Genomic DNA, 13661 nt, shown 5'->3' with positions numbered 1-13661 from the left:
TCTATTTATTATTTCATTAACTTCTACTATTATTTATCTGCTTTGATCTGTACATGATCTTGTTCATCCGTCTCGAATAGCTGCACAGCAATTATTTCTTCTTTAGAGGTAGGAACATTTTTTCCTACAAAATCAGGACGAATTGGTAGCTCTCGATGTCCTCGGTCAACCAATACAGCAAGCTGAATGGATTGAGGTCGGCCATGATCAATTAGTGCATCAAGACCTGCTCTTACCGTACGTCCTGTATATAGCACATCATCAACTAAGATCACTGTTTTTCCTGTAATATCAACGGGTAGCTGAGTGCCTTTAATCACAGGATCCTGACTTTCATGCTTAAAGGTTAGATCATCACGATATAATGTAATATCAAGCTCACCAACTGGCACATCAAAGCTTTCAATCTCTTTAATACGTTCAGCTAGGCGCTGGGCAAGATAAATTCCTCTAGTTTTAATTCCCACCAGTACACAATTTGAAATTCCCTTGTTTCGCTCAATAATTTCATGAGCAATCCTTGTCAAAGCTCTACGTATGGCATCCTGATCTAAAATAAGCCTAGATTTGTCCAATGTACAATCCCCTCTCTTAGTATAGTGTCTAACTTCATAAAAAAAGCTTCTTGTCCTTTGGACAAGAAGCTGGATATACCATTAGAAGATAAGTTGAGTGAAAAGTCTTCATTTCATCGAAATCTTCTCTCTATAAGACATACCTATAGAAAATACAATTCTAGAATGAAGCTTGTACAACTTATATTCGCTACCTTGTCAGCCTCTCTGGACTAAATTAAAGATAACTAGCTATTCAGTTAGATAAGTTACAATCAGAAAACTACGTCTTTTCATACCTAATTCATAAGTCTATAAAAGTATGACATTTTTATTGGTTATAGTCAATTATTTATAATTAAATTTTATAATTAAATTTCTAAATGATTTCTAGTAATTAGATTTATTCCTGTAATGAAACTTACTCTCCTCATTTCTAACTCTTTTGGCTAATATATACACCACCAGCATGATCAACGGTCATTAGAAATACTTCATCTACCCGCTTCACACCCCTGTTATTTAATTGCTGCATAAGCCAACCCTGGTTTCCAAACTTCTTTAAATTATGTGAAATGATATGTCCGTCTAATATCAAAACACTTGGATATCCTTTTTTAGGCTTTTTAATTTGCATATCTTGTGGTGTTAGGGCATTACTATGGGTATTTTTAATCACACTGATTTGTCCATTTGACTCAAGCACTGCATAGTCAACTTCATTTAAATCTGCAGCATTCCTTAGGCGTAAATCCATCATTAAAGACTCCACAGTTATTTTTGTCTTCCTCAGTTCTTTCTCCAGTATCTTACCATTCTCAATTAGAATTAAGGGCTCATCCTCCACGATTCTTCGAAAACGAGGAGTTTTAAGTGACAAATAAGATAAGGAAAGATGGAAAAAGCTTATTAATCCCGCAGCCGCTAATGGACCTGCAATAGGTTTATCTCCTGATGTTAGAGGTTCACCTAAAATATCTCCAATAATCACACCAAATAAGAAGTCAAGAGGATGCAGAGTTCCGATGGATCGCTGACCTAAAATTTTTATAATTAGAAACATATACACATAGACCAAAAGTGCACGTACCAAAAAACCGTAAATCGGTAAGTCTTCAGCTCCATACCAAATGGCTCCCATAGCTCCTTCTCCTTCCTATTCTAGTGAAGATGCAATGATTAAGTAAGTTGCCTTTCACATCAACCTTTGGGCCTGAAAACAAGAGCGGCTAAAAAAGAAAAGATAATGGCAGAGGAAATTCCTGCACTAGTAACCTCAAATATCCCTGTGATGATACCAATTAAACCATTCGCTTTAGCTTCAGCCATTGCTCCATGAACTAGAGAGTTACCAAAACTGGTAATGGGAACAGTGGCTCCTGCTCCAGCAAAATCGATCAGACGTTCATAAAAGCCTAATCCATCAAGGATGGCTCCTGAAACGACAAGCGCACTCATCGTATGAGCTGGCGTAAGCTTAAAAACATCCAGCATGACCTGCCCAATAACACATATAATTCCTCCAACAACAAAAGCCCAAAAAAAGCTTGCTAGCATATTGTTCACTCCTTACTGTATGCTCCGTTCGTTCCAATAGACTAATCCAGCTCATACTCAAATTCAAAAATCGCACCTAACCAGTTCCATGCCCTTCCTTGAATTTGCTTGAAAATCCACACAAAAAAATAGATGATCACGCTTACCACGTCCTTAAAGCTTTGTTACTCCGCTTCTAATACCACTCCGTGACAAATACACGGTATAGATTCCTTTTGCTGATAGCTTAATGGTGAGAGGAGTGCTCCTGTAGCAGCAATGAATACCTTTTTTAGCTCCCCTGCTTTCATTTTGTTTAGAATATGTCCGTAGGTTACTGTAGCTGAGCACGCGCATCCACTGCCTCCTGCTAAGACAGTTGGGTTGTCTCCGAAGATCATTTTTCCGCAGTCCTTAAATTTCTCATCTGAGACTTTAATGCCGTGCTTTTTTAGTAGGTCTCGAGCAATCTGGTGACCAACATGCCCTAAATCACCGGTGGCAATTAGATCATAATCCTCAAAGCTACGCTGAAAGTCTCGAAAATGAGCTGTAATCGTATCCACAGCAGCTGGAGCCATAGCTCCTCCCATATTAAAAGGGTCACTAATACCCATATCTATAATCCGTCCAATGGTTGCCCCAGTCACTCTAATACTACGAGTTCCTTCTACCTTGCTCTCTGTTTTGATGTGATCCTCTGCCTGCACAATTGCTGCCGCTCCACCCGTTACCGTCCATTGAGCTGTTGGAGGCTTCTGCCCGCCGTACTCCGTAGGGTAACGAAACTGTTTTTCTGCCGAGGAATTATGGCTGGACGTCCCACACATCACTGTATGAGCATTATTGGCATCCACCATTTGGGCAGCAAGAGCTAAGCCTTCCATTGACGTAGAGCAGGCTCCAAATATCCCTAGAAAGGGAATACCTAATGTTCTAGCAGCAAAATTACTGGAAACAAGCTGAGCTAATAGATCCCCACCTAGAAAAAATTGAACCTGTTCTTTTTCTAGACCAGCCTTCTCAATGGCCAGCTCTGTTGCTTCCTCTAATAGACGTTTTTCTGCCTTTTCCCAGCTCTCCTGACCGATCCAGGTATCACCATGTATCCGGTCAAAATCTAGAGCTAGGGGTCCCTTCCCCTCAAAGGGTCCAACAATAGTGGCAGAGGAGGTCAAAATCGGCCTAGATACGAAATTCCAGCTCTGATGTCCCTGTAGCATTTTTATTAGCCCCCCAGCTTCGCAATTAATTCCTTAATCAATGCAACAAAAAAGGCAGCAACCGTTCCATAAACAATAACTGGTCCAGCAAGCTTGAACATATTAGTCCCCACTCCAAGAACAAACCCCTCACTTTTATGCTCGATAGCAGCCGAAGACATCGCATTGGCAAAGCCTGTTACAGGAACAGCCGTACCTGCCCCAGCCCATTGCGCTAGATGATCATAGACACCAAATCCTGTGAGTAGGATGCCCAGAAAAATCATTGTTGCAACAGTGGGGTTTCCTGCTGTTTTCTCTGTGAAATCAAAGAAGCTCATATAAAAATACGTAAATCCTTGTCCAATAGCACAGATGCTGCCCCCAACTAAAAAGGCAAGAATGCAATTTCTCGCTAAAGGACGCTTAGGCTCTATATCCTTGATAAAAGCTTGGTACTCCTGCTGTGTTGGGGTTAGCTTCTTCTTCTTTTTATCGGACATAATCTCACTCCTCTATGTATCAAGATAGGGTTCCAATCTATTCAATACCTCATGTATCTGCTGAGCATGTTGCTCATACTTTGACTTCCATTCGGGATTTTGTGTCTCAAAGGAAAATTGTCTAAACTGTGCCTCTAGCTTTTTTAATGTAGCCAAGAGCAAAGCTTTGGCAGAGGGCTGTGGAATCTGGATGACATCATCAAAGGTATCGATATAAAGCTCACCCATTGAATCTACCTGAGCCAAAAAAATATTTTCTTCGGCTACCCCGATCTGCTGAAGCTGTTCTAGCAACCAATCTCTGTTCAAACCAATCGTCGTGAGGGGTTCATCTAGAATATTCCCATCTAACATGACGGTCTGTGGCTCCTGATACTCATTTACTTTAACTCTCAAATCATTTGGCGTTACAGGCTGCTTATCTCTTTTGAGCAGAGTAGTAATATCTCCATTCGCTTCAAGCACAGCAAACTCCACATCAGCCATACTGAAAATATCCTTGCGTCTCAATTGAGATAAAAGCTCTTCTCCTGTCATCTTAGCTACATGTAAATTTTCCTCTAGAATTTTCCCATTTTTGATAACAACAATTTCTTTACCAGCGATGTGCTGATGAGCCCATTTAGATTTTTGAATCGCATATTGAAGAGCAAGAATACCACCCGTCCATAGCAGTAATGCAATAAGTCCAAAAGCTAAGTTTTCAATCACATTAAGCGCGATTAAGGCGATCATGCTTCCTGATACAAAAACCAATATAAAATCGAGCATAGTCATAGAGGAAATTGATTTTCTTCCGAAAAGTGGAAAGGCTATTATGACTAAGAAAAATAGAAGGACGGTTCGTAAAACGATAATACCCCATTCAGACATAGAAGCTACTCCTCCCTACTTAAAAGCCCTTAAATTGCGGCTCCTCAAATTCAATTTCTTTGATCCGTTGTTCCATATCTTCAATAATCGACTGTAGATCATGTTTGCTTGTTTGAAAATGTTCTTTTGCCTGCTCATCTGGATGATACCAGCTATATTGTTCAATCTGTGACTGTGCTGTTTTTAATGAGGCAAATGCCTGTTTTACCTTAGAAGCTACGGTCATCCTAACTCACCTTCCTAATCATTTAGCGACTACCATAAAAACTCTTTTGTTTAAAACTTGCTTGAATCAACTTAATCTAGCTAAACTCCTGTCTCAATGATAAAAGGGAAGTCGTGTAACTAATCCAATTCTAGCTACACGACAAAAAACTACTACTGTTTTTTAGATCCCTGTGTTTGATTCTGCATACTGGCTTGCATTTGATTCTGTGCCTGACTGGACGACTGATTTTGGCTTTGATTAAACTGTGGCTCTTCTTGTAGAACCTGTTGGTATCTTCCCTCAAGCTGCGAAACAATAGTTTTTTGCTGTTGGGCAAGCTGTTCAAACATTTGCTTAGCCTGCTGATTTTCTGTTTCCAATGAAAATTGGGTCAAGCTAGCTTCAACACTTTGAGCACTAGCAATACATTGTTGGATTTGTGTTTGTACGGTCATCATCATTCTCCCTTCTGGATAACGTTATAGTTGCCTATAAAAAATAGTTTTATGCAAAAAAATAAGACACAGCTTCTTTGCTGTGCCTCCTATATTTATTCTATAAGCTTTTTAATAAAGTGATTAATGGATCTCCTGCTGCACTACTTCTTTTACTTCCTTGTGTGCCCCTTGCTGGAGAAGATACATTTTATGATAAAGCCCTTCCTGTCCTAAAAGCTCTTGATGAGTCCCTCTCTCCACAATTTCTCCCTGATGTAAAACAAGAATTAAATCTGCATCCTGAATTGTAGATAGACGGTGAGCGATAGCTATTGTTGTTCTTCCTTTTCTCATCTTATCAAGAGCTAGCTGAATCGCTTCCTCCGTTTCTGTATCTACATTAGCGGTGGCCTCATCCAGCACCAAGATTTTAGGCTGCAGTGCCATTGTTCTGGCAAAGGATAGAAGCTGTCGTTGTCCACTAGAGAATGTAGCTCCTCTCTCCCCGACAGGCTCATTATATTTCTGCGGAAGCTTCTGAATAAACGTGTCTGCTTGAACAAACCTCGCTGCTTCTTCAAGCTGCTCATCCGTAATCTCCATATTATGAAGACGAATATTATGCTTGATATCTCCTACAAATAAAAAGGCATCCTGTAAAACTAAACCAACATTCTTTCTTATTTCTTCATTCGTATAGGTTTGTAGTGGCTTACCATCTATCGTAATATGACCTTGTTCTACTGAATAAAAATGCATCAGTAGATTTGTAATTGAGCTCTTCCCACTTCCTGTATGCCCTACAAGAGCAACCGTTTGGCCTGGCTCAGCGGTAAATGAAATATTCTTCAACACATCCGTTTTCCCATCATATGAAAACGTCACATTGTCAAATACAATTCGTCCATCCGTTATTTTAGGTTGATCTTTACCCTGCTTTGAAGGAGCTAAGCGGTCGTCATCCAATAAACCAAATACACGTTCAGCGGACACCATTGCTTGCTGGTATTGAGCTAGCCTTTGCATCATCGTGTTTACAGGCTCGAAAAAACGACCTAGATAATTGACAAAGGCGTACAGGACACCAATTTGGAAGGCTGTTTCCGAATTTGCTTCCAAAGAGAGAATTCCAAAGTACCATAATACAATCATAAGGGTGATTAGATAAACAAAATCAACAGCTGGGCGGAGTAGTAAGCCATTTAGCTTAATCGTGCCCATTCTCGCTTCGTTATGCTCTTCATTAATCTGATCAAAGCTCTTATGCAGCCTTTTCTCCTGGCTGAACACCTGAATAATATTCATACCCTGCAGGGATTCACTTAATTTAGCGTTTAATTGGCTAAGCTTAGCTCTTGAAATATGGTAGACCTTTGCTGAAAGAGCACGATACGCCCACATAATCATAAAAATAACCGGTAAAATAACTAAGCAGAACAAAGCCAGTTGAACATCCAAGAAGAACATAGCTACAAATATTCCAATGAGGAATAATATATTTTGTAAAAAAACAGCTAAAACACTTATATATAAGTCCTTAATCGCTTCTGTATCATTCGTAATCCTAGAAACTAAGCTCCCACCAGGTGTCTGATCAAAAAAAGTTAGTCCCAAATGCTGTACCTGTCCAAATACATCAATTCTAAGCTGCTGAATAATGTTGAGCGCAATTTTCTGAAACTGAAAAGCCTGTACGTAGCTAAGCCCAACATTGACAATCAATGACATAGCATAAACGGCAAATAGAACACCAATTATTGTCCATTGCCATGCAATACCTTGTTCGATAAAAGGAGTTAAATGGTTATCAATAAATACCTTTAATAGAAATGGACCGGCGATATCAGCACCTGTTGCAATCATTAGGATTATAAAGGCTATAAGTAAGCTTTTTTTGTGAGGCCATGCATAACGCATTAATCGCCTGAAAATATGCTTTTTGGCTAAGCGCTCTGTCGTATACGGTTGACTCATGCTGTACCTCCCCCTTGCGCAACTAGGCTTTCAAGCTGCTGATGCCTGTACATCATCGCATACCATTGATCTGCTTCTAGAAGCTCTTCATGTGTACCTCGCTCCGCAATCCTGCCATCCTCCAAAACAATAATCAGGTCAGCATGCTCAATAGCACTTAAGCGATGAGCAGAAATAATCGTTGTTTTGTTTGCACGGTTTGCTCTTAATTCATTAACGATTGTTTCCTCTGTCTTAGCATCTACAGCTGATAAGGAGTCATCTAGAATCAGAATTTCAGGATTAAGGAGAATGGCCCTGGCAATAGATATTCTTTGCTTTTGTCCTCCTGACAGAGTAACTCCACGTTCTCCAACAACCGTATTATAGCCCTCTGGAAAACGTTCAATATCTTCATCAATACAGGCAATTTGGGCTGCCCGTTTAATTTCAGCCATGGTAGCCTCTGCTTTACCAAACGCAATATTTTCAGCTAATGTAGCCGAGAAAAGAAAATGTTCTTGGGGAACATAACCAATTGCTGAACGCAAAGCTGAACGCTTAAAATCATAAATGGACGTTCCACCAATTGTCATATCTCCATCCTTACAATCAAATTCTCTGAGCAACAAGCGTAATAGCGTTGTTTTTCCTGAACCAGTCTTACCTACTATTCCTAGCGTCTCTCCTTGCTCAAGACGAAACTGGATGTCACGAAGAACAGCCTGATCAGATTCTGGAAAGCTATAGGATTGTATGCTATAAGCCAAGTTTCCACTCGGTGTAGTTACGATAGCGTTTTCTTTATCAGTAATATCCTCCTTGACACTAAGCAAGCTTCTGATCCGATCATAGGAGGCCCTGCCTCTCTCCACAATGTTAAATAGAAAGCCGAAGGCTAGCATTGGCCAAATCAGCATACCTAAATACATCGTAAATGTAACCAGTTCACCAAGCGTAATCGTTTCCCGTACAACAAACCATGAGCCAAAGCTAATCGCCAGAATATACGATAGTCCTACAATAAAAGAAATCGTTGGATCAAACAATGAGTCGACCTTAGCTACAGCTACATTTTTTTGTACAACATCAGCCGATTGCTTACGAAAGGACTCCTTCTCATCTGCTTCCTGTCCAAATGCCTTAATAACTCTTACACCAGATACATTCTCCTGCACTTTATCGTTAAGGTCGGAAAAGGCACTTTGAGCATGAAAAAATCGCTCATGAAGCAGCTTACCGTAATACCCAGTAGCCCAGGCCATAAGAGGCATTGGTAGCAAGACGATTAATGTAAGTGGAAAGTTAATCGCTAAGGCCATCATAATAACGACCATTCCACCCATGGTTAAAGAATCAACAAGTGTTAATACTCCCTCACCAGCAGTAGCTTCAACGGCTTGCACATCGTTTGTGGAGTGAGCCATTAAATCTCCTACTCTTCTTTTTTGATAAAATTGAGGAGACATTTTGTTGAAATGGACATACAATTGATTACGTAATTGCTTTCCTAACCGAATAGAAGGTCCAAAAATCATGATTCTCCACACATATCTTAGAATATACGTCAGTATTCCAACTACTAGTAGGAAAATCAACCACTGAATTAATACTGACCTCGATAAGCTACCCTCTAAAATTCTGTCCACGATCACTCCTACCACATATGGAGGAATTAACGTAAGCAGGGAAACAAGAAAAAGCATCACAATTCCTGTTAAATAATATTTTTTTTCCTGCTTAAAAAACCAAAATAAGTCCTTAAATACATTCATAGCCTATCCCCCTGTTCCAACCGGCTGTTTACCTTTTTCTTGCATGAATAAAGCCACGGATAGTCGTCTATCCATGGCTACTTATGGTATGAATACAAAAATTATATCCTTTTTAAGTGCGAAAAGTAAAGATGAAATTCACTATTAAAAGGGGAGAGGAAGCATGTCGTTATTTGCTTCAGTATCCGCTTCATATTCAACCCCATTTAAGATGTATTTTTTCCATTCGCTATGAAATTCCGTCTTCTTTTTTCTAATCCGTAAAATAAGATTGTTATAAAATGTGACCTTAAATGAGCGGTTGATAGAAGACTCCTTTGAGATATAGAGCTGGAGGGCACGAATAATAATTTCCGCTTCCTGACCATCCAATTCAACTAACATTTTATGGTACGGGATCTTGCTCATTGCTTTGCCTCCTGACGCTTACAGCCAGTACAAATTGTCCTTGAACCTTACCTGAAATTTATATATGTATAATCCACAATCTTGCTATAAATTGTGAAAGACGCTCCAATTAGGAAGCGCCGAAGATTTGTTTATAAAACCAATTCCTACCTACTTCATACACAATTCACGTTACAATACTTTCAAATAGCTGTCAATGAAAAAAATAATTGAACTGCTACTGCACACCAACTCTTGTACCAGATTTACTGATTCCAATATTCTTAATAACGACTTTTGCCTGAACAGATACGTCAATAGTTGGATACTGCTTCTTATAATCTAATTCCTTCCACTCCTTAGCCGTCATACTGTTTCTTACGTACATACCTATGCCAAGAGAGTCTGCTCCATTGCTCTGTAGGAGCTCTACTACCTTTTGCGCAGACTTTTCGACCTCCCTAGCCACCGCTTCTTCTAATATGTGTACATTCCCATCTACAGTAATGTCTAGCTTTCCAATGTATTCTAGCAAGGAGCCCATTACATTTAGTTCGATATTAACTTTTATCTGATCTCCTTGCCCTCTTTGCACTTTAATCTTCCGTTTACTAATCAGATTTGACAATAAAATGATTTCTTGTTCCTCTGCTCCATCATGCTGGATTGTCAGGTTTAAATCTCCCCCCTTGAAATTTTTCTTCATAAAATAAAAGTATGGGACATCAATAGGATTAATTTTCGAAACATACCGATCATCTCTGAATATTCCAATCCCGTTTATAATAAGACTCTTCTTTCCTATTTTTAAAAGAGGAACAACTGGATCAATCCCTAAATCAAACAAGTCCCGAGAAAATATATATAGATTACAATTTGGAATTTTATTTGCTTTCTCTTCCTTATCCAGCATTTGATCAATATAATGACCCACATCTGGATGCTGGCTAAATTCTGCTTGAAGGATCTCATGAGGCGATCCTTCAATAACAACAATTCGGCTTCTTTTTCCTATGGTTGGGTCACGTACAAGGGTATCTACAATATCCCACACCCCTTTACGAGCGTATTCATCAGCAAATAAAGCTGATCGGAATTGTCCTGACACAAGCTGATTATTCGTTTGACGATCAAGCCTTGTTCTAGCCTCCTTTCCACTATTCGCTACAGTTGTAAGAGTTTCATTTCCTTTCCCACCTGTTTCCTCAGCCTTTAATACTTTAAATGTGACCAATAGATTGTTTCTGTCATTTTCCCCCTTACCTTCTGCATATTCGTAGCCAGCCGAATGAATAAAACCAAGCTCCTCCAGAATTCGTACATCTGCGCATCCCGATAACAGTAAAATAACAACTAAGGTCAACAACAGAATTCTGTTTTTATATGGATTTTGCATTGCTCTTTTTCTCCTTTCTCTTTTCCCAAAATAATAATGAAAGGAGAACAATTGGTAGTCCAAAAATAACAGCCGTATGGAATAAGCTTAATTTATGTAGCATTTCATGAACCTGAATGAGAGTATCAAATTGCATAGAGTACACAAAAATACCTGCTATTAGAGCAAGTGTGAGCTTTTTTGCTTTTTTTGCTTTGCTATGCTTTCTAAATAAGCGAATAAGCATCTCCTGTGCTCCCCAGAAATAAAAGCCTATTGAAACGATAACCTCACCAATAAAGAGATTGAAAATCAAGCTTTCTACCCTTTCTACAAACGGAAGCTCAATATAACTAAGGAGCTCCAAGCCTGGTACTAGCAAATACTTTAATTGATAAAGGCTAAAGACGCCAAAGCAAACAATAGAGGCAATGACATAAGCAGAAGTAAGCAATAGATGGCCAATTAATGTAGCTTTAAAGACAGGAGTATTTTTCTGCATATAAGGAAATAAAAGCAGTACTAATTCAAAACCGAAAAAGGTAACAAAAACACGATAAAATCCCTTAATATAACCGTCTCCACCAGAAAAGAAATGTGTAGTTAAACGAATGAATTCAAATTCAGGTAAGTAAAATGCGACCACAAAAATGGTCCAAACTGTGAAGAAAAAGAAAATAGTTGCCGCCTTAACCATGTTGTAAATACCCATGGAGAAAAGAATAATCGCTAAAAAAATAAGCATTCCGTTAAAAATGGATTGAGAGGTTGTTGGAAAGGAAAGCATTTGCAATACAAAAATGTAATGTTTCCCAATAAATGTACCTATCAACGTCCACAGAACAGCAACCCCTAGATAAAAAGGATACAGCATGAATTTGGGCAGATGATTTTCTAGGATTTCAAATATGGATTTTCCTTCTCCTAGCCTGTAAACCAAGCCAATAGTATAAATTATACCGACCACAAAAATAGAGACAATAAGAATAGCAATCCAGCCATTCGTTCCAAAATCCTCGGCAAGCATATTAGACATTCTAAACATATCAACGCCGAGCTGAAGGACATAAACTGTAACGATAATATGGATGTAATTAAGCTTTTCCTTCGCCATCAGAACACGACCTATCTCTTCATTTTATTTTTGTCCTTATTGACCGTTTTTGTTTGTTCAGGTCTTCTCCTTAGAGACCAGTAGGCTCCCCGGATAAATGTATTTTTCCAGTCCTCTAGGAAAAAAGGAGCAAGTGGGATCAGATAGGAGGTTCCTAAACTTGTTAAACTGCATAAATGGAGCGTGATCAGGGTCAAACCAAACAATAATCCAAAATTTCCTAAAACACCCGCCAGAATAATAAGACCAAAGCGGATAAGCCTAATGGCACCACTCATCATGTAGCTAGGAATAGAGAAGGAAGCAATAGCAGATATAGCAACAGCAATAATAAGAATATTACTAGTTAATCCGGCTTGAACAGCTGCCTGCCCAATAACGATCCCTCCTACGATCCCGATTGTCTGACCGATTTTACTTGGAAGCCTAGCTCCGGCCTCACGCAACAGCTCCATCACCACCTCCATGATAAGAGCCTCATATATCGGAGGAAATGGAACCCTTGCTCTAGACTCAGTAAGATTTAGAAGTAACGCTTCAGGAACCATTTCGTAATGAAAAGTAGTAATGGATACATATAACGCGGTGAAGCCTACAGTAATAAAAAAAGCTAAGAACCTCATCAATCTTGTAGCTGTTGCTAACGGCCAACGCTGATAGTCGTCATCGGGAGATGAGAAAAAATCAAAGAAGGACGTCGGCGCACAAACAACGGTTGGGCTATTGTCCACAATGCAAACAATCCCTCCGTCTGCAAGTTTGGCAACTGCTACATCAGGGCGCTCCGTTGTTAGAAATTGTGGGAAAATTGAATTAGGAAATTCATCAATGAGTTGTACAAGCACCGTGTTCTCAATCATAGCGTCTACTTCTATATCCTCAATACGGTCCTTTAGCTCCTGAAGCATCTCCATATCTGCAATATCCTTAATATATAGGAGAAATACATCTGTTTTTGATAACTCCCCGACAGATAGCTTAATCACCTTAAGATGTGAAGTCTTTAGCCTTCTTCTAATTAAAGAAAGATTAGGTCCTGAAGACTCCACAAAGGCATCATGAGGACCCGTTATTACAGTTTCCTGCTCTGATTGTGTCACAGCACGAGCTACTGGACCATAAACGTCAATAAGATGAACCTGCTTACCATGAAAAATAGCAACCTGCCCCTTTAGAATCCCATCTATCACCTCACTATGAGTATGGGCCTTTGTAAATTGGGATTGCTTGAAAAGCCGCTCTATTTCAGATTGCTTGATGTTTAAAAGAGGCGTGTGTACATCTCTCTCAAATTCCTCATTTCCAATAAGATGACCAAAGTAGATAATCTCTACTTGAATCTCTGGAAATGAGCGATGGAGAATATCGACAGCATCCTCAAATTCTTCTAACGTATGAGCTAAGGAGGGCCTTTTTTCTTTCTGATTCTTCATCTCATGATCTGTGTTATGTAAGGGGATCTTTTTTTTATTAAATGAGTGATAAATTCGTTGTAGAAAGTCCATGCGCAGCACTCCAAGCCTAAATCGTCTTGATAATCTTGCAATTAGTGTTACATGATCGTGACGAATCTATGCATAGAGATCGTTATTTCAAAGTTATCTTACGAAGCATTCGGTGGTTTTGTAAGTGGCTATAACAAGACCCCTAACCAGTTAATCTAGCTAGAGGTCAAAACTGTAAGTTTGTGATTCCAAATCTTTAATACTTCTTCAGGCTTTCTATATTTTTTATTCTGCTTTCG

The 13661-nt window shown here is 39.2% G+C and carries 14 protein-coding genes; all 14 read right to left on the bottom strand.

Translation table 11 applies throughout. From position 1 onward, the window contains the following. Positions 1 to 29: 29 nt before the first annotated feature. A complete protein-coding gene (gene pyrR / locus J2S11_RS07165) occupies positions 30 to 575 on the bottom strand; it encodes a bifunctional pyr operon transcriptional regulator/uracil phosphoribosyltransferase PyrR (protein WP_307392798.1) in 546 nt (181 codons plus the stop codon). 415 nt (positions 576 to 990) lie between these two features. Then, the gene (locus J2S11_RS07160) at positions 991 to 1695 is read right to left on the bottom strand and encodes a DUF421 domain-containing protein (protein WP_307392796.1); all 705 of its coding nucleotides are present in this window, start codon (positions 1693 to 1695) and stop codon (positions 991 to 993) included. A 59-nt stretch (positions 1696 to 1754) separates the two neighbouring features. Further along, positions 1755 to 2111 carry a stage V sporulation protein AE gene (gene spoVAE, locus J2S11_RS07155; protein ID WP_307392795.1) on the bottom strand — a complete coding sequence of 119 codons (357 nt, stop codon included), beginning with the start codon at positions 2109 to 2111 and terminating at the stop codon, positions 1755 to 1757. Between the two features lie 164 nt (positions 2112 to 2275). Continuing rightward, positions 2276 to 3313 (bottom strand): stage V sporulation protein AD, encoded by a 1038-nt coding sequence (spoVAD, locus tag J2S11_RS07150; RefSeq protein ID WP_307392794.1) that lies wholly within the window; start codon positions 3311 to 3313, stop codon positions 2276 to 2278. Between the two features lie 5 nt (positions 3314 to 3318). Continuing rightward, positions 3319 to 3795 (bottom strand): stage V sporulation protein AC, encoded by a 477-nt coding sequence (gene spoVAC, locus J2S11_RS07145; protein ID WP_307392792.1) that lies wholly within the window; start codon positions 3793 to 3795, stop codon positions 3319 to 3321. A 12-nt stretch (positions 3796 to 3807) separates the two neighbouring features. Further along, entirely contained in the window at positions 3808 to 4668 is an 861-nt protein-coding gene (locus tag J2S11_RS07140) for a DUF421 domain-containing protein (RefSeq protein WP_307392790.1), read from the bottom strand. A 19-nt stretch (positions 4669 to 4687) separates the two neighbouring features. After that, a complete protein-coding gene (locus J2S11_RS07135) occupies positions 4688 to 4894 on the bottom strand; it encodes a DUF1657 domain-containing protein (protein WP_307392788.1) in 207 nt (68 codons plus the stop codon). Between the two features lie 152 nt (positions 4895 to 5046). Next, a complete protein-coding gene (locus J2S11_RS07130) occupies positions 5047 to 5331 on the bottom strand; it encodes a DUF1657 domain-containing protein (protein WP_370875474.1) in 285 nt (94 codons plus the stop codon). Between the two features lie 123 nt (positions 5332 to 5454). Continuing rightward, the gene (locus tag J2S11_RS07125) at positions 5455 to 7287 is read right to left on the bottom strand and encodes an ABC transporter ATP-binding protein (protein WP_307392786.1); all 1833 of its coding nucleotides are present in this window, start codon (positions 7285 to 7287) and stop codon (positions 5455 to 5457) included. Continuing rightward, the gene (locus tag J2S11_RS07120; RefSeq protein ID WP_307392784.1) at positions 7284 to 9041 is read right to left on the bottom strand and encodes an ABC transporter transmembrane domain-containing protein; all 1758 of its coding nucleotides are present in this window, start codon (positions 9039 to 9041) and stop codon (positions 7284 to 7286) included. The genes J2S11_RS07125 and J2S11_RS07120 overlap by 4 nt, the downstream gene beginning before the upstream one ends. A 144-nt stretch (positions 9042 to 9185) precedes the next feature. Further along, positions 9186 to 9449: a hypothetical protein gene (locus J2S11_RS07115; RefSeq protein ID WP_307392782.1), complete on the bottom strand. Its 264-nt coding sequence runs from the start codon at positions 9447 to 9449 to the stop codon at positions 9186 to 9188. Positions 9450 to 9666: 217 nt separating this feature from the next. Next, positions 9667 to 10824 (bottom strand): Ger(x)C family spore germination protein, encoded by a 1158-nt coding sequence (locus J2S11_RS07110; RefSeq protein WP_307392780.1) that lies wholly within the window; start codon positions 10822 to 10824, stop codon positions 9667 to 9669. Further along, positions 10808 to 11917, bottom strand: coding sequence for a GerAB/ArcD/ProY family transporter (locus J2S11_RS07105; protein ID WP_307392778.1), 1110 nt, complete (start codon positions 11915 to 11917; stop codon positions 10808 to 10810). The genes J2S11_RS07110 and J2S11_RS07105 overlap by 17 nt, the downstream gene beginning before the upstream one ends. Before the next feature lie 11 nt (positions 11918 to 11928). Next, positions 11929 to 13422, bottom strand: coding sequence for a spore germination protein (locus J2S11_RS07100; RefSeq protein WP_307392776.1), 1494 nt, complete (start codon positions 13420 to 13422; stop codon positions 11929 to 11931). Between the last annotated feature and the right edge of the window lie 239 nt (positions 13423 to 13661).

The organism is Bacillus horti (assembly GCF_030813115.1).
Taxonomy (GTDB): Bacteria; Bacillota; Bacilli; order Caldalkalibacillales; family JCM-10596; genus Bacillus_CH; species Bacillus_CH horti.
Note: the sequence above shows the minus strand (reverse complement) of the source record. Positions and strands in the feature narration are given on the sequence as shown.

What these genes read in the sequence shown, in the direction of transcription:
- J2S11_RS07130 (WP_370875474.1), bottom strand. Translation starts at nt 5,331, where the DNA reads ATGACCGTACAAACACAAATCCAACAATGTATTGCTAGTGCTCAAAGT.
- J2S11_RS07100 (WP_307392776.1), bottom strand. Translation starts at nt 13,422, where the DNA reads ATGGACTTTCTACAACGAATTTATCACTCATTTAATAAAAAAAAGATC.
- J2S11_RS07135 (WP_307392788.1), bottom strand. Translation starts at nt 4,894, where the DNA reads ATGACCGTAGCTTCTAAGGTAAAACAGGCATTTGCCTCATTAAAAACA.
- J2S11_RS07110 (WP_307392780.1), bottom strand. Translation starts at nt 10,824, where the DNA reads ATGCAAAATCCATATAAAAACAGAATTCTGTTGTTGACCTTAGTTGTT.
- J2S11_RS07125 (WP_307392786.1), bottom strand. Translation starts at nt 7,287, where the DNA reads ATGAGTCAACCGTATACGACAGAGCGCTTAGCCAAAAAGCATATTTTC.
- spoVAD (WP_307392794.1), bottom strand. Translation starts at nt 3,313, where the DNA reads ATGCTACAGGGACATCAGAGCTGGAATTTCGTATCTAGGCCGATTTTG.
- spoVAE (WP_307392795.1), bottom strand. Translation starts at nt 2,111, where the DNA reads ATGCTAGCAAGCTTTTTTTGGGCTTTTGTTGTTGGAGGAATTATATGT.
- J2S11_RS07115 (WP_307392782.1), bottom strand. Translation starts at nt 9,449, where the DNA reads ATGAGCAAGATCCCGTACCATAAAATGTTAGTTGAATTGGATGGTCAG.
- J2S11_RS07120 (WP_307392784.1), bottom strand. Translation starts at nt 9,041, where the DNA reads ATGAATGTATTTAAGGACTTATTTTGGTTTTTTAAGCAGGAAAAAAAA.
- J2S11_RS07160 (WP_307392796.1), bottom strand. Translation starts at nt 1,695, where the DNA reads ATGGGAGCCATTTGGTATGGAGCTGAAGACTTACCGATTTACGGTTTT.
- spoVAC (WP_307392792.1), bottom strand. Translation starts at nt 3,795, where the DNA reads ATGTCCGATAAAAAGAAGAAGAAGCTAACCCCAACACAGCAGGAGTAC.
- J2S11_RS07105 (WP_307392778.1), bottom strand. Translation starts at nt 11,917, where the DNA reads ATGGCGAAGGAAAAGCTTAATTACATCCATATTATCGTTACAGTTTAT.
- J2S11_RS07140 (WP_307392790.1), bottom strand. Translation starts at nt 4,668, where the DNA reads ATGTCTGAATGGGGTATTATCGTTTTACGAACCGTCCTTCTATTTTTC.